At 28.9% G+C, this 21242-nt stretch carries 23 protein-coding genes; 14 read left to right on the plus strand and 9 right to left on the minus strand.

The features are described from left to right. Positions 1-67: 67 nt before the first annotated feature. From CLLT_RS02425 to CLLT_RS02440, 4 genes are read right to left on the minus strand one after another with little or no spacing between them, the layout of a single operon-like run. Positions 68-691: a type III pantothenate kinase gene (locus CLLT_RS02425; RefSeq protein WP_012661212.1), complete on the minus strand. Its 624-nt coding sequence runs from the start codon at positions 689-691 to the stop codon at positions 68-70. Beyond that, positions 678-1010 (minus strand): hypothetical protein, encoded by a 333-nt coding sequence (locus CLLT_RS02430; protein ID WP_012661213.1) that lies wholly within the window; start codon positions 1008-1010, stop codon positions 678-680. The genes CLLT_RS02425 and CLLT_RS02430 overlap by 14 nt, the downstream gene beginning before the upstream one ends. 1 nt (position 1011) lies before the next feature. Beyond that, positions 1012-2007, minus strand: a complete 996-nt coding sequence (locus CLLT_RS02435; RefSeq protein WP_074692958.1) for a hypothetical protein — start codon at positions 2005-2007, stop codon at positions 1012-1014. After that, entirely contained in the window at positions 2004-2549 is a 546-nt protein-coding gene (locus CLLT_RS02440) for a hypothetical protein (protein WP_074692956.1), read from the minus strand. The genes CLLT_RS02435 and CLLT_RS02440 overlap by 4 nt, the downstream gene beginning before the upstream one ends. 149 nt (positions 2550-2698) lie before the next feature. Between CLLT_RS02440 and gatC the strand changes: the two genes are divergently transcribed. Genes gatC through CLLT_RS02480 form a run of 8 tightly spaced genes read left to right on the plus strand, consistent with a single transcriptional unit; the run spans position 2699 to position 8925 of the window. Next, positions 2699-2986 carry an Asp-tRNA(Asn)/Glu-tRNA(Gln) amidotransferase subunit GatC gene (gene gatC, locus CLLT_RS02445; RefSeq protein WP_012661216.1) on the plus strand — a complete coding sequence of 96 codons (288 nt, stop codon included), beginning with the start codon at positions 2699-2701 and terminating at the stop codon, positions 2984-2986. 21 nt (positions 2987-3007) lie between these two features. After that, complete coding sequence (locus tag CLLT_RS02450) at positions 3008-3577, plus strand: CvpA family protein (protein WP_070256387.1); 570 nt, start codon at positions 3008-3010, stop codon at positions 3575-3577. Next, positions 3567-4022: a Fur family transcriptional regulator gene (locus CLLT_RS02455; RefSeq protein WP_012661218.1), complete on the plus strand. Its 456-nt coding sequence runs from the start codon at positions 3567-3569 to the stop codon at positions 4020-4022. Before CLLT_RS02450 ends, CLLT_RS02455 begins: the two co-directional genes overlap by 11 nt. A 10-nt stretch (positions 4023-4032) precedes the next feature. Further along, a complete protein-coding gene (gene lysS / locus CLLT_RS02460) occupies positions 4033-5535 on the plus strand; it encodes a lysine--tRNA ligase (RefSeq protein ID WP_070256384.1) in 1503 nt (500 codons plus the stop codon). Continuing rightward, positions 5536-6777, plus strand: a complete 1242-nt coding sequence (locus CLLT_RS02465; protein ID WP_012661220.1) for a serine hydroxymethyltransferase — start codon at positions 5536-5538, stop codon at positions 6775-6777. It abuts the gene before it with no gap. Continuing rightward, positions 6774-7319: a DUF1882 domain-containing protein gene (locus tag CLLT_RS02470; protein ID WP_012661221.1), complete on the plus strand. Its 546-nt coding sequence runs from the start codon at positions 6774-6776 to the stop codon at positions 7317-7319. Before CLLT_RS02465 ends, CLLT_RS02470 begins: the two co-directional genes overlap by 4 nt. Positions 7320-7336: 17 nt before the next feature. After that, positions 7337-8143, plus strand: a complete 807-nt coding sequence (locus CLLT_RS02475) for an SPOR domain-containing protein (RefSeq protein WP_012661222.1) — start codon at positions 7337-7339, stop codon at positions 8141-8143. After that, entirely contained in the window at positions 8140-8925 is a 786-nt protein-coding gene (locus CLLT_RS02480; RefSeq protein WP_012661223.1) for a shikimate dehydrogenase, read from the plus strand. Before CLLT_RS02475 ends, CLLT_RS02480 begins: the two co-directional genes overlap by 4 nt. Here CLLT_RS02480 and dnaJ read toward each other — a convergent pair. Beyond that, positions 8919-10040 (minus strand): molecular chaperone DnaJ, encoded by a 1122-nt coding sequence (gene dnaJ, locus CLLT_RS02485; RefSeq protein WP_012661224.1) that lies wholly within the window; start codon positions 10038-10040, stop codon positions 8919-8921. The two genes, CLLT_RS02480 and dnaJ, sit on opposite strands and share 7 nt — an antisense overlap. Before the next feature lie 113 nt (positions 10041-10153). Here dnaJ and CLLT_RS02490 point away from each other — a divergent pair, with 113 nt between their 5' ends. Genes CLLT_RS02490 through recR form a run of 3 tightly spaced genes read left to right on the plus strand, consistent with a single transcriptional unit; the run spans position 10154 to position 12628 of the window. Next, on the plus strand, positions 10154-10825 hold the full coding sequence (locus tag CLLT_RS02490; protein ID WP_012661225.1) for a response regulator transcription factor: 672 nt from the start codon (positions 10154-10156) through the stop codon (positions 10823-10825). Continuing rightward, a complete protein-coding gene (locus tag CLLT_RS02495) occupies positions 10822-12054 on the plus strand; it encodes an ArsS family sensor histidine kinase (protein WP_012661226.1) in 1233 nt (410 codons plus the stop codon). Before CLLT_RS02490 ends, CLLT_RS02495 begins: the two co-directional genes overlap by 4 nt. After that, on the plus strand, positions 12050-12628 hold the full coding sequence (gene recR, locus CLLT_RS02500) for a recombination mediator RecR (protein ID WP_115613981.1): 579 nt from the start codon (positions 12050-12052) through the stop codon (positions 12626-12628). Before CLLT_RS02495 ends, recR begins: the two co-directional genes overlap by 5 nt. Here recR and CLLT_RS02505 read toward each other — a convergent pair. Genes CLLT_RS02505 through CLLT_RS02515 form a run of 3 tightly spaced genes read right to left on the minus strand, consistent with a single transcriptional unit; the run spans position 12615 to position 15899 of the window. Continuing rightward, the gene (locus CLLT_RS02505; protein ID WP_012661228.1) at positions 12615-13643 is read right to left on the minus strand and encodes a hypothetical protein; all 1029 of its coding nucleotides are present in this window, start codon (positions 13641-13643) and stop codon (positions 12615-12617) included. The two genes, recR and CLLT_RS02505, sit on opposite strands and share 14 nt — an antisense overlap. Further along, the gene (gene uvrC, locus CLLT_RS02510) at positions 13640-15433 is read right to left on the minus strand and encodes an excinuclease ABC subunit UvrC (protein ID WP_012661229.1); all 1794 of its coding nucleotides are present in this window, start codon (positions 15431-15433) and stop codon (positions 13640-13642) included. The genes CLLT_RS02505 and uvrC overlap by 4 nt, the downstream gene beginning before the upstream one ends. Next, on the minus strand, positions 15426-15899 hold the full coding sequence (locus CLLT_RS02515; protein WP_074692955.1) for a hypothetical protein: 474 nt from the start codon (positions 15897-15899) through the stop codon (positions 15426-15428). The genes uvrC and CLLT_RS02515 overlap by 8 nt, the downstream gene beginning before the upstream one ends. A 134-nt stretch (positions 15900-16033) precedes the next feature. Here CLLT_RS02515 and nhaD point away from each other — a divergent pair, with 134 nt between their 5' ends. Next, complete coding sequence (gene nhaD / locus CLLT_RS02520; RefSeq protein ID WP_070256369.1) at positions 16034-17392, plus strand: sodium:proton antiporter NhaD; 1359 nt, start codon at positions 16034-16036, stop codon at positions 17390-17392. Positions 17393-17401: 9 nt separating this feature from the next. Beyond that, positions 17402-18937, plus strand: coding sequence for a glutamine-hydrolyzing GMP synthase (guaA, locus tag CLLT_RS02525; protein ID WP_012661232.1), 1536 nt, complete (start codon positions 17402-17404; stop codon positions 18935-18937). Here guaA and CLLT_RS02530 read toward each other — a convergent pair whose 3' ends face one another. Beyond that, the gene (locus CLLT_RS02530) at positions 18938-19489 is read right to left on the minus strand and encodes a class I SAM-dependent methyltransferase (RefSeq protein ID WP_074692953.1); all 552 of its coding nucleotides are present in this window, start codon (positions 19487-19489) and stop codon (positions 18938-18940) included. 112 nt (positions 19490-19601) lie between these two features. Between CLLT_RS02530 and CLLT_RS02535 the strand changes: the two genes are divergently transcribed. After that, complete coding sequence (locus CLLT_RS02535) at positions 19602-21041, plus strand: hypothetical protein (protein ID WP_074692951.1); 1440 nt, start codon at positions 19602-19604, stop codon at positions 21039-21041. Positions 21042-21242 lie beyond the last annotated feature (201 nt).

Raw genomic sequence — 21242 nt, forward strand, 5'->3', positions numbered from 1 at the left:
ATCAAAATATAGTTGTTTTGAGTAAATAAATTTTATAATTTCAAGTACAGGGGTGAAGAAATAAATTTTAAAGTATAAAATTTTCACAAACGGCTTTTTTCATGCCTCTAAAAATTAAAAATTTATCATAAATTGCATAGTCGAAAAAATTTGCAAGAAATTGCCCATCTCCGCCCGTAAAATATAATTTTTTATCATATGCGCTATCTTTTATAATTAAATATATGCTTTTAAAAACTCCATAACTTAAAGCATCAACAGTTCTTTGAGGGAAAGCATCAAAATTAATCTGTGTGTTTAGCTCGTATCTTAAGCGTGATGAAATATTGGAAAAAGACTTTTTGTAGCTTTCAATACCTGGGAGTATAAATCCCCCAAGATGGATTGAATTTGAAACAATATCCACAGTTATTGCAGAACCCGCATCAACTACAACACCATCTTCTATAGTGTAACATGCCGCTATTCTATCAACCCCTAAATTCTCATAAATAGTGTCAAAATTAAAATATGGAGCAAGATTGATAAATAAAGGATTTTGTTCTAATCTTTGCTCTAAATTTGGATTTACATTAATATAAAATACTTTTTGTGTAGGCTCGTATTGTAAAAACTGATCAATACTCATAGAATAAAATTTTTGCTCATTTAGAAAACTAGCGGTTGTATTGCCAATATCACATAAAAGCATGATTTTTAATCCCTTTGGTAGCTAGATATTCTTTTGCTTTAGAGCAAATTAAAGCTTGGTGAAATATAAAATAATTTTGAAAATTTAAGTCTAGAGTTTGGCTTATATTTTGAAAAATATCTTCAAAATCTAAACTTTCTTTTAATAAAATTTTACTTTTTGTAAAAGAAAATAAAATCAAACAACACTGTTTATTTGTATTCTCTCCATAAATACAAATTAATTTTTTCTTTTTGCTAAAAGCATGGATATCTAAGAATTTGGTATTTTTTAAAACAAGTCCATGTTTTATAAGAATATCACTAAGCTCTTGATTCATTTTAATTTAATTGTAAAAATTTGTTTTGAAAGAAAAATTTACCATTAGCCATAAAACTTTTTTTATCAACGGCTTCACTTAGTTCATATACTACATAATCTTTCAAATTTGTATTCAGCTTGATCAAATAGCCTGTTTTTTCAAAAATATACAAAGAGTTATTGTGCAAGGTGCTTTTAGAAAACAGGGCAAACTGAAATTTTACTTCATCGATTTTTCTAAGATTATAATCATTTTTAATAACTCTTCCATCTTTTGTTAGTACAAAAATTTCATTATCGTTAGTGTTTACTTCTTTAATACTTTCGTTTAAATATAAGGTTCTATTTGGAGTAACAACAATGATTTTTTGTGCAGTTGCAGCAATCATAGTATCATTTTTAACATGAAGATAGATGATATTGTTAAAAAATTCTTCACTACTTACTAAAATTTCTTTACTTACTTTTAGTGTGTTTTTATTAAGTATGGCTAATTTTCCATTAAGCATAGGATAAATAATAATGGTATTTAAAAAATAAGGACTAGCATAACGACTATCTTGAGCATAGGCTGTGCCAAGATTTTGAAGCATTTTAATACCAAGATTTTTATTTGCATATACTAAGGTATTGCTAGCTAAAATTAAAGCTATATCATCCCCATCTATACTTGCACTCACAACACTTTCATTAAATTTATGAGAAAATAATTCATCACCTTGTAAATTTAAAATCTTAAAATTTCCATTATCATCACCAATAAGAACCTCTTCTTGTTGCATATTAATAATATGATAATTTTTATCTAGTTTAAAATTAATAATATTTCCCATGGTATCTATAAAGGAATTATTGCTTAATTGCGCTATATTGTTATTGAAATTTATAATCTTACCGTTAATACTTTGAGAGCTATAAGGAAGATGCTCTGCTTGTGTTGGTTGGTAATACTCCCTTTTTGTGCCACAAGCGCTAAAAAAAACTAAAGTGATAACAAATAAATAAAAGTGCTTCATTTTATTCCTTGGTAATGTTTTAAACTTGTAATAATCTGCCATAAGGGAGAATTTATAGGTATTTTATTAAATTCTATATCTGCATTTTTAAAATCATTTTGCTTTAGAAATTCAAAACCTGCTAATAAGGTACTATAGTCTTTTAAAAAGTCTGATTTTTGATTGTTTTGAGCAAGTGCTATTTGTTTTAACAAGGGATCCATGTTAAGACTTAAAGTTTGATTAAGATCTTGATTGTTTTGATTCATCATGAATATGGTATATAGATTTGCATTTTTTTGTTTTAATTCTTCAAGTAATTTTTGATCTGAAGGATTTTTCAATAAGTTGTTAAAAATTATATTACTTTCTTGGATATTACTTTCTTGTTTTAGATTATAAAAATAACTTCCACTAAGATATGCAATTAAAAGCACAATAACCGCAATGAAATAGTATTTGTATTTTTTTATAAAGCGCTCAGATTTGATAAAATTTTCCATCATTTGTTCTTGAGAGCTTAATTCTGCTTGAACTGCTTTTAGATTTTCTTTTAAAGCCATATTTTCCCTTTTTTAGCAAGAATAAACATTATTTATTGTTTTAAGTCTATAATTGTAACATATAAAAATGAAAAAATAAATGATTTTATGTTATAATTTTTAGTCTAAAAAGAGTTTTCTTGAGTTAAAAATTAAGATTAAGGTAAATCATGCAAATTGATGATAAATTATTGACTAAACTTGAAAAGCTAAGTGCTTTAAAAATTGCCGATGATAAAAGACAAGAATTGGAAGAACAATTGAGTCAGATTGTTAATTTTGTAGAAAAATTAGATGAGCTAAAACTTGATGATGTTGAAGCTATGACTAGCACTACAAATACTGCAACGCCATTTAGACTAGATGAAAGTAGAAAATCTGATGTGATAGATATGGTTAGCAAGCATGCTCCAAATTCTCAAGATGGATTTTTTATAGTCCCTAAGATAATTGAATAAAATATTTGGAGTTTAGTATAGATGGAAAATTTTTCTTGGTTTGATGTGTTTGTTTTAGGTTTAACTGCGATTTTAGGCTTAAAAGGCTTGGTAAGTGGATTGTTTAAGGAAATTTTTGGTTTATTAGGCATAGTCGGTGGGGTTTTACTTGCTTCAAGATATGCTAAAGAAGTGGCAGAAATTATTAATAATAATTTTTATGCAATTGAAAATGAAAATCTTGCGATTTTTGCAGGATTTTTGGTTTTGTTAATTGTGATTTGGGTAGCTTGTATGGCTTTGGGAAATATATTATCAAAGATTTTTAGTATGAGTGGTCTTGGTTTTATAGATCGTATAGGTGGATTTTTATTTGGTAGTGCTAAAATATTTTTGATTTTTGCAATTTTAGTGGCTTGTATTAATAATATAGATTTTTTGAATTCAAGTTTAGAAAAATATGCTAAAAATAGCTATACATTAGATCTACTTAGACAAACAGGTGATTTTATAATGAATACTGATTTTACTCAAAATGGTTTAGATAAAATACAAGAACAAATTATAGATTCTAATTTAAGTCTAAATTCGGAGGTAAATAATGCAAATTGAAAATATAGAATATGATGTTTTGCTTGAGCGTTTTAAAAAAACACTTAAAGATAATGGTCTAAAATATACCAAACAAAGAGAAGTGCTTTTAAAAACTTTATATAATAGTGATATGCATTATACTCCAGAAAGCCTATACGTAGAAATAAAACAAAAAAATCCCGAATTAAATGTAGGTATTGCAACAGTTTATAGAACTTTAAATTTATTAGAAGAATCAGGCATGGCTACTTCTATATCTTTTGGTGCTTCAGGGAAGAAATTTGAACTTGCAAATAAACCTCACCATGATCATTTGATTTGTAAAAGTTGCGGCGATATTGTAGAATTTGAAAATCCCATTATCGAACAACAACAAATGTTAATCGCAAAAGAATATAATTTTAAATTAACAGGACATTTAATGCAACTTTATGGCCTATGTCCACAATGCAGTAAAAAATAAGGTATGTTTAATGTTTGATAATATTTTAGAGCAACAAAAAATTCAAAAAGCGCAAGAGTTAAAAGAATTAGGAATCAACCCTTATCCGCACTTTTTAAAAAAAGAAATGAGTATAAGTGAATATAAGGCTAAATTTACCTATATTAAAGATATGGAAAATCAGCGCGATGAAAATGCTCATGGAGTATTAGCAGGAAGATTAAAGCTTCTTAGGATAGCTGGTAAATCAGTATTTGCTAATATAGAAGATGAGCAAGACAATTTACAAATTTATTTTAATCAAAATATCTTAGGAGAAGAATACTTTGCCATTTTAAAAAAATATCTTGAAGTAGGGGATATTGTTTTGGTTAAAGGTTTTCCTTTTATGACAAAAACAGGAGAATTCAGTCTTCATGTAGAGCAAATTCAAATAGCTACAAAAGCTATAGTGCCTTTACCAGAAAAATATCATGGGCTGACAGATATTGAGCAAAGATATAGAAAAAGATATCTTGATATGATTATGAATAGTGAGGTGAGAAAAGATTTTATTTTGCGCTCTAAAATCGTTTCTTATATTAGATCTTTTTTTGATAATAAAGGATTTTTGGAAGTTGAAACACCAATGATGCATCCTATTGCAGGGGGAGCAAATGCAAAGCCTTTTGTGACTTATCACAATGCTTTGGGTGTGGAAAGATTCTTAAGAATTGCTCCAGAATTATATCTAAAACGTTTGATTGTAGGTGGTTTTGAAGCAGTTTATGAGATTAATAGATGTTTTAGAAATGAAGGGATGGATTTAACGCACAATCCTGAATTTACTACAATTGAGTTTTATTGGGCTTATCATAATTATCATGATTTAATGGATTTAACAGAAGAGCTTTTTGCTATGCTTTTAGATAAGTTAAATTTAGATAAAAAACTTGAATTTGATGAAAAAATAATTGATTTTTCTAAGCCATTTGAAAGAATTACTTATAAAGATGCATTAAAAAAATATGGTGGTTTGGATGATGAGCTTATTAACAATAAAGAATTAATCTTGAAAAAGCTAAAAGAAGATGGATTTGAAGCCAATGAAAAATTGGAATTAGGCCATTTGCAAGCTGAACTTTTTGATAATTATGTTGAAGATAAATTGATTAATCCTACTTTTGTGATAGATTTTCCTATTTCTATAAGTCCTTTATCTAGAAGAAGTGATAAAGATGCAGATATTGCTGAAAGATTTGAGTTGTTTATCGCAGGCAGAGAAATTGCTAATGGATTTAACGAGCTTAATGATCCACTAGATCAATATGAGAGATTTTTAAAGCAAATTGAAGCAAAAAATGCAGGTGATGAAGAAGCATGTGAAATGGATGAGGATTTTGTTAATGCATTAGGTTATGCTATGGCGCCAACTGCAGGACAAGGCATAGGAATAGATAGATTAGTTATGCTTTTAATTAATAAAAAATCAATTCGTGATGTAGTACTTTTCCCAGCTATGAGACCACTTAAAAATGAGATAAAAGGAGAGTAAATGTTGGAAAATTTTGATAAAGAAATTTTTGATTTAACCCAAAAAGAGTTAGCAAGACAATGTGATGGTCTTGAGATGATAGCAAGTGAAAATTTTACCATACCAGAAGTTATGGAGGTAATGGGTAGTATTTTAACAAATAAATATGCAGAAGGTTATCCTGGTAAAAGATATTATGGCGGATGTGAATTTGTAGATGAGATTGAAACGATTGCTATAGAAAGATGCAAAAAACTTTTTAATTGTAATTTTGCTAATGTGCAACCTAATTCAGGCTCGCAAGCAAATCAAGGTGTGTATATGGCATTGTTAAATCCAGGTGATAGAATTTTGGGTATGGATTTAAGCCATGGAGGACACTTGACTCATGGTTCTAAAGTAAGTTCTTCTGGAAAGGTTTATGAAAGCTTTTTTTATGGAGTTGAGCTTGATGGAAGAATTAATTATGATAAAGTTAGAGAGATAGCAAAAGAGATTAAACCAAAACTTATTGTTTGTGGTGCTAGTGCTTATCCTAGAGTGATTGATTTTGCTAAATTTAGAGAAATAGCAGATGAGGTTGGTGCGTATTTGTTTGCTGATATTGCACATATTGCAGGCTTGGTTGTAGCAGGTGAGCATCCTAGTCCATTCCCTTATGCTCATGTTGTAAGTTCTACTACACATAAAACTTTAAGAGGTCCAAGGGGTGGGATTATTATGTGTAATGATGAAGAAATTGCTAAAAAGATAAATTCAGCAATTTTTCCAGGCATTCAAGGTGGTCCATTAATGCATGTAATTGCTGCTAAGGCTGTTGGATTTAAATATAATTTAAGTGATGAGTGGAAAATTTATGCCAAGCAGATCATCAAAAATACTGCTACTTTGGCACAAGTTTTAATAGATAGAAAATATGATTTAGTCAGTGGTGGTACTGATAATCATTTGATTTTATTAAGCTTTTTAAATAAAGAATTTAGTGGCAAAGATGCAGATTTAGCACTAGAAAGAGCAGGTATTACAGCTAATAAAAATACTGTTCCAGGTGAAACTAGAAGTCCTTTTGTAACGAGTGGTTTAAGACTTGGAACAGCAGCTTTAACAGCAAGAGGTTTTAAAGAAGAACAAATTGCTATTGTTGCAAATTATATAGCTGATATTTTAGATGATATACAAAATACAAAATTACAAGAGGAAATTAAGGTTAAACTGAAGGATTTAGCAAGTAATTTTATTATTTATGAAAGGGCTTTATTTTGATTACAACAATGGATTTAGCTTTAATTAAAATGGTTACAAGCCATTATTATATAAAGCGTGACACTATAGTAAATAAATATGAATATAAAGGTAGAATTTTCTTTGATAAATTTGAAAAAGTTAATGCTCCATTAACTGCTAGTGTTATACAAGAGCATATGGAAAAAAAGATAATCGTGGCGCATTCTTTAATCAATAGTTTTGATAAGGTTGAAAATATTGTATTTGATTATAATGGTTTTAATGCAGAGCGTTTTTGGCATAGAGCGCAGCTTGTTTTAAGAGAAGAAGGCTTTATTAATTTTACTGCTTATAGAACAAGAACTAATAATCATTTACATTTGTACATCCATAAAGGGCATACAACCTTTAATGAAGCTTGTTCTTTGGGCTCAAAATTATCTTTGCTCTTTTCTCAAAAAATGCCAGTGGAATGGAAGGTTTTTCCTAGTATGGATATACCTAGAGAATTTAATATATTAACCTTGCCTTATGAAGTATATCAAAAAGAACGCGGTGCTTCTTGGTCTAAACATATGTAATTTTGAAAGGATGAAAAATGGAAGAAAACAATAAAAACGAATTTGATGATATTATTTTGCAAAAAAGCAATAAAAGTGAAAAACTTAAAAAAATTTTACTTAGATCGATTATTTTAATCATTGTATTTTTAGTTGTTATGATAGTAATGAAGTTAATTAATGACCCAGGCGAAGAAAAAACATTGCAAATGCCATCAGAACCACAAGAACAAGCTGCTTATGAAAATAATTTTAATTCTTTGCCTATTACAGATAGTGCTAAAGAAGAGGATGAATTTGAAGCTTTAGCTAGAAAATTAAAAGAGGAGAGCTCTTTAAATGATACAAATACTACCATAGAAGAAAAGCAAGAAGCTCCAAGCAATAGTGTTTTAGATCAAATTACTACAATAGAGTCAAAAGAAGAGCCAGCTAAGGCGGAAGAAAAACAAGAAGGGATTAAACCTATAGAAAAATCTATAGAAAAACCGACTCAAAAACCTTCTGAAAAGCCAAAAAATAATATAATTGAGCAGCAAAAAGCTCCAGAACAAAGCAATACAAATGAATTGTTTGAAAGTATCAAAACACCAGATGTTCAAACACAACTTCCTTCAGGTGCTTATATTCAAGTTTTTTCTTTAAATAGTTTAGATCCTAAATCAAAAGAATTAAATATACTTAAAGAAAATGGATATGATTATAAAATTTATAAGACAACAGTAAATGGCAAAGAGCTAACGAAGGTTTTAGTTGGACCTTATAAAGAGAGTGAGTTAAAGACTGAATTAGAAAAAGTACGCTCTAAAATCGCAAAAGGTGCTTTTACATTTAGAGTAAAATGAAAACTTTTGCAGTTATAGGTGATCCTATTATGCATTCTAAATCTCCAAGAATGCATAATAATGCCTTGCAAGCTCTCAAAGAAGAAGCAGTTTATACAAGATATCATCTAAAAGATAAAACAAAATTAAAAGAAATTGTTCAAAAGTTAGATGGTGTTAATATCACCATACCTTTTAAAGAAGTAGCTTGCGAAATAGCTGATTTTAAAGACGAAAGTGTTATGCGTATAGGCTCTGCTAATACTTTATTAAATAAAGATAATAAAATTTATGCTTATAATACAGATTATTTGGGATTTTTAAAAGCAATTGAAGATTTTTCTTTTGTTAAAAGTGCTTTAGTTTTAGGTGCTGGAGGTACAGCTAAAGCTTTAGCATATGCTTTAAAATCTATAAATATTGAAGTTACGGTAGCAAATCGTTCTAGCGTTAGATTTGAAAATTTAACCAGCTATCCATGTTTTTTATATAATCAACTTGATTTAAGTAAAAAATTTGATTTGATAATTAATACAACTAGCGCAGGTTTAAATGATGAGAAACTACCTTGTCAAGAAGAGATTTTAAAAAGTATTTTTCAACATGCCAAATATGCTTTTGATGTGATTTATGGTAAAAATACACCTTTCTTAAAATTAGCAAGAGAAAATGGCTTAAAAATAAAAGATGGCGCACAAATGCTTTTATGGCAAGGTGTTTTTGCTCTTGAGCTATTTTTAGAATGTCAAAAAAAAGAAGAAATTTTTAAAGCCATGGAGATGGCTTTAAAACTCCCTCAGTGACTAAACCAAGATTTGATTTTATCAAACAAGCTTTCTTGTTCTATAAAGGCTTCTTCATCTGCCAAGCCAAAACTTTTCTCAAGTTGCAATAGTAGATTTTTTTGTTCATCAGTAAGATTTTTTGGAAATTTTATTTCAATTTGTACAATATGTGAGCCTAATTTTCCATTGTGAATATTTTTAACACCTTCATTGGTTAATTCAAATTTTTGCTTATCTTTTGCACCGACTGGAAGTTTAAGATCAGCCTCTCCTCTTATAGTGGATACTTTAATAGTTTTTCCAAGAGCAGCTTGGGTAAAAAATACAGGCACTATGGTATAGATATCATCATCGTGTCTGATAAATTTATCATCATCTTCTACGATGATTTTGATATATAAATCACCCCTTTGAGAAGAATTTGGAAGCTCATTTGCTTTATTTTGTACTCTAAGACTCATGCCGCTATCTATACCTTCTGGTATATCAAGTTCTATGTGATCTTTGATTTCCTCATAGCCATTACCATGACATGTTTTACATTTATCTTTTATAATCTGACCACTACCTTTGCAGTGATCACAGCTTTGTACAAAGGTCATAAAGCCTTGTCTAACACCAACTTGCCCTTTTCCTCCGCAATGAGGACAAGTATCTAATTTTCCATTTTCTGAGCCACTTCCTTTGCATGATTTACAAAAACTTTTATAGCTAAAATCAATCTTTTTTTTGCAACCAAAAACAGCTTCTTTAAAGCTAATTTTTGTTGTTATTTTTAAATCTTGAGGATATTTATTTCCTTTTTCTTTTTTACGCGTTGAGCTGCCAAAACCAAATCCATCTCCAAAAAAGCTCGAGAATATATCCCCTAAATCAACATCTCCAAAACCACCAAAACCACCGGCTTGACCTTTAAGCCCTTCTTTTCCGTATCTATCATATATACTTCTTTTTTCATCATTGCTAAGCACCTCATAAGCTTCATTTACAAGCTTAAATTTTTCTTCTGCTTCTTTATCTCCTTGATTTCTATCGGGATGATATTTTAAAGCCATCTTTCTGTATGCTTTTTTTATGGTTTCTTTATCTGAAGTTTGGGAAATTTCTAGTATTTCATAATAATTAAGTTCCACTTTTTTCCTCTCTTGAAAAATTAATATTGTAATTTTAGCAAAAAAATAAATGAATAGTTAAATTATGTGTTATAATGTTAAGTTCGTAACATATTTTCACTAAAGGGGTAGGGATGATTAATGTTTTAATGATCGAAGATGATCCAGATTTTGCAGAGTTTTTGGCAGAATATTTGGCCCAGTTTAATATAAAAGTTACTAATTATGAAGATCCATATTTGGGAATGAGTGCTGGTATAAAAAACTATGATTGTTTAATTCTTGATTTAACTTTACCTGGACTTGATGGTCTTGAAGTTTGTCGTGAAATAAGAGAAAAATATAGTATTCCTATTATTATTTCTTCAGCTAGAAGTGATTTGAGTGATAAAATTGTAGGGCTTCAAATAGGCGCAGATGATTACTTGCCAAAGCCATATGATCCAAAAGAAATGCATGCAAGAATCATGAGTTTGATTCGTCGTTCTAAACGAACCAATGAAACTCCTGAAAAAATAATCAATTCGGCATTTAAAATTGATGAAAAAAGACATGAGATAAGTTATAATGATGAGGTTTTGGTTTTAACTCCTGCTGAGTATGAAATTTTAAGCTATATGATAAGACAACATGGTTTTTCAGTTAGCAGAGAACAACTTGTATATCATTGCAAAAGCTTAAAGGATAAAGATTCTAAAAGCTTAGATGTTATTATTGGCAGACTTAGAACTAAAATTGGTGATAGCTCAAAAGCACCAAAACATATTTTTTCAGTTAGAGGAATAGGGTATAAATTAATAGGATGAAAGTAACTATTAATCTTAAAATCACTGTTCTTTTTGCAACAGCTTTTTTATTTGTTTGTGCTTTGTTTGTGCTTTTAGGAAAGATTCAGATTGATTCTTATTTAACTAACGAGCAAGGAAGACAAAAAGAAATTGTAGAAAAAATAATATATAATCTAGAAAGAAAAGAAGGTTTTTCAATACATGAGTATCTTCTTTCTAAGTCTTTTAAGTTGGTTGAAAATGAGCGCAGTGCAAAATATATCATTGCAAAAGGTGAAAAAGTATTTAGGATTAATTCTTTATATGGAAGTTTTTCTTCTATTATTTATCATAATCAAATTTTTTTCTATGTAGAAAGGTTGAATACAAAACATCTTTATGAATTAAATGCTTCTACGCGTTTAGAATATTTATTTTTATTAAGTTTCTTTTTTAGTTTAATTTTGATTGTATTTTTGTATTTTTCAGTATTAAGATCTTTAATGCCTCTAAAAATTCTAAAAAAGAAAATCAAAAATATTAGCGCAGGTAAAATTGAACCTTTATCTGAATACTCTCAGATTAATGATGAAATTTCAGAAATATCTTTTGAATTTGATCATGCTATTAATAAAATTCAAGAACTTGTAAAATCAAGACAGTTTTTTTTAAGAATGATTATGCATGAACTTAAAACACCTATTGGTAAAGGTAGAATAGTTTGTGAAATGCTAGATAATCAAAAGCAAAAAGATCGCCTAGTGGCGATTTTTGAAAGACTTGAATTGTTGATTGATGAATTTGGGAAAATTGAAAAAGTCTTATCGAGAAATTGTCAACTTAATTTGCAAACCTATCATTTGAGTTTGATTTTAGAGCAAGCCGAAGATTATTTAATGAGGGATGATTTTTATCAAAAAGTAAAAATCTCCTACAAAGAAGATACTATGATAGTTGCTGATCTAGAACTCTTTTCTTTGATGCTTAAAAATTTAATTGATAATGCTATTAAGTATTCAGATGATAAAGCGTGTGAGATTATATGCTCTGGGGATTATATAATTGTTAGAAACAAAGGGATGCAGCTTAAAAAAACTTTTGATTATTATTTAAAACCTTTTGTGAGAGAACAAAATACTCAAGTAGAGGGAATGGGGCTAGGACTTTATATTATTAATAATATTTGCAATCTTCACGGTTATAATTTAACTTACAGCTATGAAGATGGCTATCATACTTTTAAAATTGTTTTTTCAAGGTTAAATTAATTTGAAAGGCTTGGAAAAATTTAACGAGCTAGTATCTGCCTTTTCTGCTTTGCCTACCATAGGGAAAAAGTCTGCCTTAAGACTTGCATACCATGTTTGTATAAAAGATCCTTTACTAGGCTCTAAGCTTGCTTATCATATTGAAGAATCAATTAGAATGATAAAAAAATGCACACAATGTGGCGCTTTAAGTGAAAATGAATTATGTGAAGTTTGTTCTAATATAGAAAGAAATCATAACATTATTTGTATAGTTCAAGATTCTAAAGATGTCTTGGTTTTAGAAGATAGTGGAAGTTATGATGGGCTTTATTTTGTACTTGATGATATAAGTGAAGAAAATATTATAAAATTAAGAAGTATGATTGAGCATAATAAAACCACAGAAATATTTTTTGCCTTCACGCAAGGTTTAAATTCTGATGCTATTGTTTTTTTTGTAGAAGAAAAATTAAAAGATTTAAATTTGAGTTTTTCTCAAATAGCTCAAGGTATTCCAAGTGGTGTTAGCTTGGAAAATGTTGATTTTATATCTTTGCATAAAGCTATAAATCATAGAACTAGGCTTGATTGATATATTGTTTTAACAATGCTAACCATTCGCTTTTATTGATATCATTTAAGATTAAATTTGCAAAATCACAATCTTTAACTCTGTTTTTGGAAAAAAGCAAAATTACAATTTGTGGATTTTTTATCTTGTACTCTTGTAAAATTTGACTAATATGTGTTAGATCAAATTTTATAACCTCATAGTCTACTAAAATTAATTTAAATCTAAATTGCAATGCCTTTTTAAAGTCACTTAAATTATCTATAGTTTGATTATGGGAACAAAATTGATTAGTTATGTTTAAAATAAGATCATTTTCAAAGTAAGAAGATTTAAAAATTAAAACATTATAACAATCTCTTGCAATGTAACACTCTTGTGTAAAATGAGTATTCAAAAAATCAACAACCCCCTCAATATGAATTTTTTCAAAAGTGAAATTTAAAACATCATCTATTTTTTCCTTTGAAATGATAAAAGAATAATTCTTATTATCTTTTTGGTTATGTTTGTATAAAATTTCACTACTAATACCCATTTTAAGCAAAATAGACTGTAATAGAAAATTTTCATTTTTGTTATCATTGATAATACCCGCATGTATGTTTTTAAAGCGTCTATACTCTAAGTTGGGTTTATAATCATTGATAAAAGGTTTTAATATATAAGCAGAATTATCTAGATATAGATAACCCAAGCCGTGGGCAAGATATTGGTAATTTTGTTCTAAATATAGATTTTCCCTTTTTTGCTCATGTAAATTTTTACCCATTAAATCAAATGATAATTTTAAATTTTCTTTTAATTCTTCTAAAGAATTTGATCTTGGTAAGGAAAAATATTTTTCTATCTCTTGAATCAAGACTTTATCTTTTTTGTTTTTATGATTTTTTGAGATTATATAAATACAGGCAATAATAAAAATCAAAATGCTTATAAAAGCATAAATGAAGAATAATTTTTGATCCATAGGATATAAAAAATAATAATTTAAAAAACATAAAATTAAAGTCAAAACACTAATAAATAATATCATAAATTTTCCTTGATTAATTTAGCTATTTTTGTATTGGAAAGTGTTTTTAATTCATCAAAGCTAGCTTTGCTAATCTCATCAAAGCTACCATAATAATCTAAAAATTTTTTAATATATCCTTGGGAAATTCCAAGTTGTATTAATCTAGAATTTTGTAAATCTTGTTTTCTTTTTGTTTTTTGATGAAAACTAATTGCAAAGCGATGTGCTTCATCGCGTAATTTTTGCAAAAATTGTAATTTTTTATCATCAGTAGAAAGTTGAATTTTGCCTTCTTGGGTATAAATTTTATCTTTCGCACTTCCTTTTGCCCTGTAAGCTTTTGCATCTATTTTTTCTTTAGAAATTGCTAAAATATCTACATTTGCTCCAGAGCTTTTGATGATATCATTGGCTAGCTTTAACAAAGCATCTCCTCCATCAATTAACCATAAATCAGGCGGGGGTTTTTTATCAAATGACAAAGCTCTTTTGCTAAGGGTTTGAAGCATTTGATCGTAATCATTTTTATAGGATAAATGGTAGTGTCTATAAGAACTTTTGTCAAATTTTCCATCTTTATAGGCTACCAAAGCGCCGACATTTGCTTCACCTTGCATATGAGAATTGTCAAAAATTTCTATATAATTAGGATAATTTTGTAGGTTAAAAAATTCTTTTAATTCTTTTAAAAATAAATAATCATCACTTCTTAAGTGCTTTTGTATGTTTATTTTTGCATTTTCTAGTGCAAGTTCACATAAGGCTTTTTTTTCGCCAAGTTTTGGAGTTTTAAGATGAAATTTTTTAGAAAACCTTTCACTAAGTAAATTTTGCAAAAGGTTCATGTCTTCAAATTCTTCATGCGTATAGATTCGGGTCGAATTTATTGGACTATCTTGGGTATAATTTTCTAATATGTATTGTTTATATATTGCATTTAGGTCAAATTCGTCTTGATGATTTAGAGTTAGCACTTTATGGTTTGAACTGATTATCCTGCCATTATTTATAACAAAACGCACCATAGAGAGTATATTTGCTTTATGGTGTATGGCAAAAACATCAAAATCTTCTAATTTTGCAAGGTCTATTTGTATTTTTACGCTCAAATCTTCTATTGTTTTGATTTGATCTCTTATAGTGGCCGCTTCTTCATAGTTTTCATTTTTTGCATATTCAAGCATTTTATTTTCTAAATTTTTTATTAAAGATAAGGGATTTAAAAGAGCTTGGGTAGCCTTTTGGACAATTTTTTCATATTCTTGTTTAGAAATTTTTTGCTCACATGGACCTTTACATCGTTTAATTTGATAAAAAAGACAAAGCTCTTTACAAGATTTTTTTTGTCTTAGTTCAAATGATAAATACAAAGCATTTAAAAGCTCTTTTGCTCCTTTAAAAAACGGACCAAAATATTTTATTTTATTTTTTTTGATAATTTTTCTTGTAATTTCAAATCTTGGAAAATCTTCATTTAAATCTATATAAATATAAGGATAGGTTTTATCATCTCTTAGTAATATATTATATTTTGGATGAAGTTGTTTTATAAAAGAATTTTCTAATATTAAAGCATCAGCCTCACTTTTTGTGGTGATAAATTCTAAATGATAAGTTTGACTAATCATTTTTTGAATTCTTAAGCTGTTGTTGGGATTTGGACAAAGATTAGGAGTGAAGTTAAAATAACTTCTAACACGGTTTTTTAAATTCTTGGCCTTACCTACATATAAAAGCTTACCTTGTATATCAAAGTATTGATATACACCAGGTAAATTTGGCAAGGTTTTGAGTTCATTTTCAAGCATTTTTTATAAGCTTTCGTAGTTCTTCAAATTTGTTATGTAAAATAGGATTTTCAAAATGATTTTTAAAATTCCCATTAGAAAGCTCTAGGTGAGCTTTTTTATGTTCATTAATAGTATTATTTTTAGAAATAAAGTTTTTATCGCTGAGTATTTTTATGTTTTCTACCTTTGCAAAATTACTCATTGGCTTAGCTAAAGTATAGTTTTTTATGAGACTTTTAATCATTTTTTTGGTATTATCGTGATTAAGCTCCATATATGCAATGTGGTGTTTAACTAAAATAATCAAAGTATTATTTTTTATAAAGAGTTTAGTAATCATTTGTTGGTGATTATGGTTAAACAGTTTTAAAAACTCTTTATATTGCAAAAGTGCTTTTAAAGGTCTATAATGTTTATATTTTTTAGAATTAGCAAATATATCAATAACATCACGACTTGTTTTAATTTTATTTTCAACTTCCATTTAATTATTGTAACATTTTTTTTATTAATATTTTTAAGTGCATGTGGTTATAAAGCTGCTCCATTTTATGAGATAAAAGATAATAATGGCAGTGTAAAGCAAATAAAAAAATTCCAATCTTTGGAGAGTGAAATATGAGTAAAATGCTTTTTTTGCTTTGTTTTGGTGTTAGTTTTTTGTTTGCCAGCCAAACGCATGAGCTAAATTTAGCTTTTAGTGCTTTAGGTATAGGCATTTTAATAATTTTTATATTAGGTTATTATTTTATAGCAGCAGAAGAGAAATATCATATCAATAAAACTAAGCCTGCTTTATTTATAGGTACTTTATCTTTTGTTATCATAGGCATATATATGGTAATGAATGATCTAGACACACAAATACTTGAAGAAAGTGTAAATCATCTTATTTTAGAAATTGCGCAAATTGTCTTTTTCTTAATAGCTGCTATGACTTTTATAGAAGCGTTGATAGAAAGATCGGTTTTTGAAACTTTAAAATACAAACTTGTAAGTAAAGGTTATACATATAGGAAGTTATTTTGGCTAACAGGTATTTTGGCTTTTTTTATTTCCCCGATCGCAGATAATCTTACAACTGCTTTGATTTTATCTACTGTGCTGTTAACTATAGATAAAGATAAAAAAGAATTTTTAATACCAGGAGCTATTAATATAGTAGTCGCTGCTAATGCAGGAGGTGCTTGGTCGCCATTTGGCGATATTACCACTTTGATGGTTTGGACAGCTAAAAAAGCAACTTTTTTTGAATTTTTTGCTCTTTTTCCTGCTTCTTTTATTGGTTGGTTGCTTACTGCTTATTTATTATCGCGTTATGTGCCTAATGTTAAGCCAAATTTTCACAAAGATAATTTAGAAAAAGTTGAGATTAAACCAGGTGGTAAAGTTTTTATTGTACTTGGTTTTTTAACTATAGCTTTGGCAGTATTTATCCATAGTATTTGTGATTTACCTGCAATGTGGGGTATGATTTTTGGACTTTCATTGCTTAGTTTGTATATGTATTTTTTCAATAGAAAACAAGGCAAAAAAGATTTAAATATTTTTCATTATATGACGCATATTGAAATGGATACTTTATTATTTTTCTTTGGTATTTTATCTGCTGTAGGTGCTTTACATTTTGTTGGTTGGCTTGCATATGCTTCTGATCTTTATGCAAAATTTGGAGCTACTAGTATTAATATAGGAGTAGGATTTTTATCTGCTATTGTAGATAATGTTCCAGTTATGAGTGCAGTATTAAAGGCAAATCCAAGTATGGATGATACTCAATGGCTTTTAGTAACTCTTACAGCAGGAATAGGGGGATCATTGATAAGCTTTGGTTCAGCTGCTGGAGTAGGAGTAATGGGTAAAATGAAGGGAATTTATACTTTTAATGCTCATTTAAAATATGCATGGACGATTTTGGTTGGTTATATAATATCTATTATGGTTTGGTATGTACAATTTCAATTGTTAAATTTGTAAAGGAGTTAGATGAAAAAAGCAGATATTTTGGTTTTGGACTTTGGTTCACAATACACACAACTCATTGCCAGAAGATTAAGGGAGCAAGGTGTGTATGCAGAAATTTTACCTTTTAATGTAAGTTTAGATGAGATTAAAGCTAAAGAGCCTAAGGGTATTATTTTAAGTGGTGGGCCAGCTAGTGTATATGCAAATGATGCTTATTTTTGTGATAAGGGTGTTTTTGATTTAAATATACCAGTTTTAGGAATTTGTTATGGTATGCAATTAATGGCGCATCATTTTGGGGCAAATGTTGCTCCAGCAGGCCATAAAGAATATGGTAAAGCAACTATAGATATTCAAAACGATAGTGATTTGTTTAAAAATTTACCTAAAAAGCAAACAGTATGGATGAGCCATTCTGATAAGGTTGAGAATTTACCACAAGGTTTTGAGGTTTTAGCGACTAGTGAAAATAGTCCATTTTGTGTATTTGGAGATGAGAAGCGTAAATTTTTTGCTTTACAATTTCACCCCGAAGTTCAACATAGCGAATTTGGAAAAAGCATCTTGAAAAATTTTGCTAAGTATGCATGTAATTGTGATAGTGTATGGAATATGGGATCTTTTGCAAAAACTCAAGCGCAAAAAATCAAAGAGGAAGTAGGAAATGATAAAGTTTTATGTGCAGTAAGTGGCGGGGTTGATAGTAGTGTGGTGGCTGCACTGCTTGCTAGTGCGATAAAAGATCAAGTTGTGGTTGTGTTTGTTGATAATGGGCTTTTAAGAAGTGGCGAAAAAGAGCAAGTTGAGTATATGTTTAAACACACTTTGGGTATTGATTTAATTAGCATTGATGCAAGAGAGATTTTCTTAAGTCGTTTAGCAGGAGTGAGAGATCCTGAGCAAAAAAGAAAAATCATAGGAAATACTTTCATAGAGGTTTTTGAAGAAGAAGCTAAAAAACATAAAGATGTAAAATATTTAGCACAAGGAACTTTATATACTGATATTATTGAAAGTTCTGTTGTTGGGGCTAGCAAGACTATAAAATCTCACCATAATGTTGGCGGTTTGCCTGAAAAGATGAATTTAAAACTCATTGAGCCTTTAAAAGAAATTTTTAAAGATGAGGTAAGAGCTTTAGGAATGGAGCTTGGTTTAAGTAAAGATGTAGTTTATCGCCATCCTTTCCCAGGGCCAGGCCTTGCTATACGTATAATGGGTGAGGTAAATGAGCCTAGTTTAGAACTTTTAAGAAAAGCTGATGTGATTTTGATAGAAGAGCTAAAAAGTAGTGGTTGGTATGATAAAACTTGGCAGGCTTTTTGTGTGCTTTTAAATGTACAAAGTGTTGGTGTAATGGGCGATAATAGAACTTATGATAATGCAGTTTGTGTGCGTGTTGTTAATGCAAGCGATGGAATGACAGCCACTTTTTCTCATTTACCATATGAATTATTAGAAAATATTTCACGCCGTATTATCAATGAAGTAAATGGGATTAACCGCGTGGTGTATGATATTTCCAGTAAGCCACCAGCAACTATTGAGTGGGAATAATTATTTGGTACAAAAATAAACAAAAGCAGGAGGGAGGTTTCGCCAAATGATGGGTGAAATTTCTACCTTGCTAAAAGTAGCAAAAAGCTTTTTCTTGAAAACCCTGCCTTTTGGGGTTGGAAGTACATAAGCAAATGTTGCAAAGCACCCATTTTTCTCTAAAGCCCCATGAATAGATTTTAGTAATAAATCCTGTTCATTGGAATTTAATAAAGCCCAAGGAATTCCTGAAATAATTAAATCTACAGTATTGATTGCTCTTTTTTCTAGTATATTTGGTAAAAATTCTGCTGAGCTAATTTCTATATCTATATTTTTTATATTTTGCTCTAATTTTTTTGCCATGTGTGGATTGATTTCAACAGCAAAAAAACTTGCATTATGGCTTTTTTGTTTGAGAATATACTTTGTAAAACTTCCCGTACCAGGTCCTATTTCAACGATATTTTTTGCATGTTGGACATGAGAAGTTATGAGTTTGCTTAATTTTTTAGAGCTTGCGCAAAATGCACCTGTTTGTTTTGGGTTTTTAAAATATTGATATAAAAACATAAATAAATTACCTAAAGATGTTTATTTTGTGAAATTTTAAAATATAATTGTAAATTTATGAAAACAAAGTTAGAATAAGAATTGAATTTTTCTTTAGATCAAGGATTTGGATATGCACGGAAAAATAATGGTTTATGTGGATGCTACTGGAAGAGGAACAGTAATCAATCTTGCAAAAACATTTTTTGAATTTAATAAACACGCATGGCATGATAAAAGAAGTATGCCAACGGTTGGCATGTTTGTCGAATTTAGATCCGATGGAAAGCATATTACCGATTTGCGCCCTTCTAAATTTCAAGAATTTACAGATGGTGACTTTATCAAGGAAAGAGATTTCTGGAAAACAGATAGTGATGATGAATTAGAAGATTTAAGACTGACAAGACGCGATGCTTATGTTCAAGAACTTTATAGAGAAACAGATTATGATAATCTTGATAAAATCACATTAAATTTAACTATTCCACAAGCCATTCAAAGGTATTTTTATAATGAAACCTTGTCAATTAATGCAGTAAAAGACATTAATACAGATGAGGTGTCATATATTATTGATTTTTTTGCTATGAAGCGTTTTTTATATAAGGCTTTGGATACTTTATTATTTTCGGATAATACTATCAATCAAGCTGATTTTTCTGCAATGAAAAATATCATAGTACACCTTGAAATGTCATATAAAGATATGAAAGACAAGCAAAAGCATATCAATATGGAACGCTTATATGAAGAGGTTTTTTTATCTCATCAGTGTCATTATCAAGCGCTTTTGGCTTCAATTGATAACAGAAAAAATAGAAAATTAGCGCTTGATCGTCAAATGAGTACTTTAATAACAGATATAAAATCAAAACAAGCAAGATTAGAAGCAGAGGGTGGAAAAAAACACCATGAACTAGAAGAAGTGATACAAGATAAAAAACAAAAACTAATAGAATTAAAAAATGAAGCTGATTATTTTACTAAAAGCGTAGAAAAACTAGAGTTGATAAAAAAATCTTTCTATGAAAAAAATTTTACTATTTTTAGTAATAGTTTTAATATGGCAAGAGAAAAGCTTTTTGAAAAGATTAAGCAGGGTTTAAATATATGCGCAACAAAACTAGACATAGAAATTTGGAAAAAATCTTTAAAATCAACAAGCATTAAAAACTCTTATTTTAAAACAGCAAGTGAAATTTCTTTTTGTACGCTTTCTTTTGCTGAGCTTTATTTAAACAGACTAAACAAACATGCTTTAAACCCAAATGATCAATTATTATTTTCATATGTAAAGAAAGTGAAAAAAGAATGTGAAAAGAATTTCCTGGTTGTAACTTCTAATCCTGATTTATATGTTAATATGAAGATTCAAATTTTTGCAATGAATCCCTATTATGTAGTTAAGCATGCACCTAAGAAAGTAAATTACCAAGGGTTAATGAAAAACACTGAATTTGATATAGTTTATGTTGATGAAAAGACTATATGGGCGCCTGTTGCTGATGTTATTTTGGAAGGAAAATATTTTTTAAAGAAAGATTCTAAGACAAAATTTAAGATTTTATAAAAACCTTTTAAACGCTATTTTTAAGTTTTCTTAGCTATAATTATACCGCCTAAATGGTTCGATATGGTATTAAAGAGGATCCAACACATTAATTATAAGCTGTGATGTGTGATTTACCGTGTTCTGTGACTTCGTTTGAGTTTTGAAAAAAGCGAGAAGCTGCAGCCTTTAAAAATCACCTAATGGCATACTTTGACTTTT

Origin of the sequence: Campylobacter lari subsp. lari (assembly GCF_013372185.1) — a bacterium.
Lineage (GTDB): Bacteria > Campylobacterota > Campylobacteria > Campylobacterales > Campylobacteraceae > Campylobacter_D > Campylobacter_D lari.

Coding starts and splice junctions, on each gene's coding strand:
- CLLT_RS02425 (WP_012661212.1), bottom strand. CDS start 691: ATGCTTTTATGTGATATTGGCAATACAACCGCTAGTTTTCTAAATGAG.
- CLLT_RS02430 (WP_012661213.1), bottom strand. CDS start 1,010: ATGAATCAAGAGCTTAGTGATATTCTTATAAAACATGGACTTGTTTTA.
- CLLT_RS02435 (WP_074692958.1), bottom strand. CDS start 2,007: ATGAAGCACTTTTATTTATTTGTTATCACTTTAGTTTTTTTTAGCGCT.
- CLLT_RS02440 (WP_074692956.1), bottom strand. CDS start 2,549: ATGGCTTTAAAAGAAAATCTAAAAGCAGTTCAAGCAGAATTAAGCTCT.
- gatC (WP_012661216.1), top strand. CDS start 2,699: ATGCAAATTGATGATAAATTATTGACTAAACTTGAAAAGCTAAGTGCT.
- CLLT_RS02450 (WP_070256387.1), top strand. CDS start 3,008: ATGGAAAATTTTTCTTGGTTTGATGTGTTTGTTTTAGGTTTAACTGCG.
- CLLT_RS02455 (WP_012661218.1), top strand. CDS start 3,567: ATGCAAATTGAAAATATAGAATATGATGTTTTGCTTGAGCGTTTTAAA.
- lysS (WP_070256384.1), top strand. CDS start 4,033: ATGTTTGATAATATTTTAGAGCAACAAAAAATTCAAAAAGCGCAAGAG.
- CLLT_RS02465 (WP_012661220.1), top strand. CDS start 5,536: ATGTTGGAAAATTTTGATAAAGAAATTTTTGATTTAACCCAAAAAGAG.
- CLLT_RS02475 (WP_012661222.1), top strand. CDS start 7,337: ATGGAAGAAAACAATAAAAACGAATTTGATGATATTATTTTGCAAAAA.
- CLLT_RS02480 (WP_012661223.1), top strand. CDS start 8,140: ATGAAAACTTTTGCAGTTATAGGTGATCCTATTATGCATTCTAAATCT.
- CLLT_RS02490 (WP_012661225.1), top strand. CDS start 10,154: ATGATTAATGTTTTAATGATCGAAGATGATCCAGATTTTGCAGAGTTT.
- CLLT_RS02495 (WP_012661226.1), top strand. CDS start 10,822: ATGAAAGTAACTATTAATCTTAAAATCACTGTTCTTTTTGCAACAGCT.
- CLLT_RS02505 (WP_012661228.1), bottom strand. CDS start 13,643: ATGATATTATTTATTAGTGTTTTGACTTTAATTTTATGTTTTTTAAAT.
- uvrC (WP_012661229.1), bottom strand. CDS start 15,433: ATGCTTGAAAATGAACTCAAAACCTTGCCAAATTTACCTGGTGTATAT.
- CLLT_RS02515 (WP_074692955.1), bottom strand. CDS start 15,899: ATGGAAGTTGAAAATAAAATTAAAACAAGTCGTGATGTTATTGATATA.
- nhaD (WP_070256369.1), top strand. CDS start 16,034: ATGAGTAAAATGCTTTTTTTGCTTTGTTTTGGTGTTAGTTTTTTGTTT.
- guaA (WP_012661232.1), top strand. CDS start 17,402: ATGAAAAAAGCAGATATTTTGGTTTTGGACTTTGGTTCACAATACACA.
- CLLT_RS02530 (WP_074692953.1), bottom strand. CDS start 19,489: ATGTTTTTATATCAATATTTTAAAAACCCAAAACAAACAGGTGCATTT.
- CLLT_RS02535 (WP_074692951.1), top strand. CDS start 19,602: ATGCACGGAAAAATAATGGTTTATGTGGATGCTACTGGAAGAGGAACA.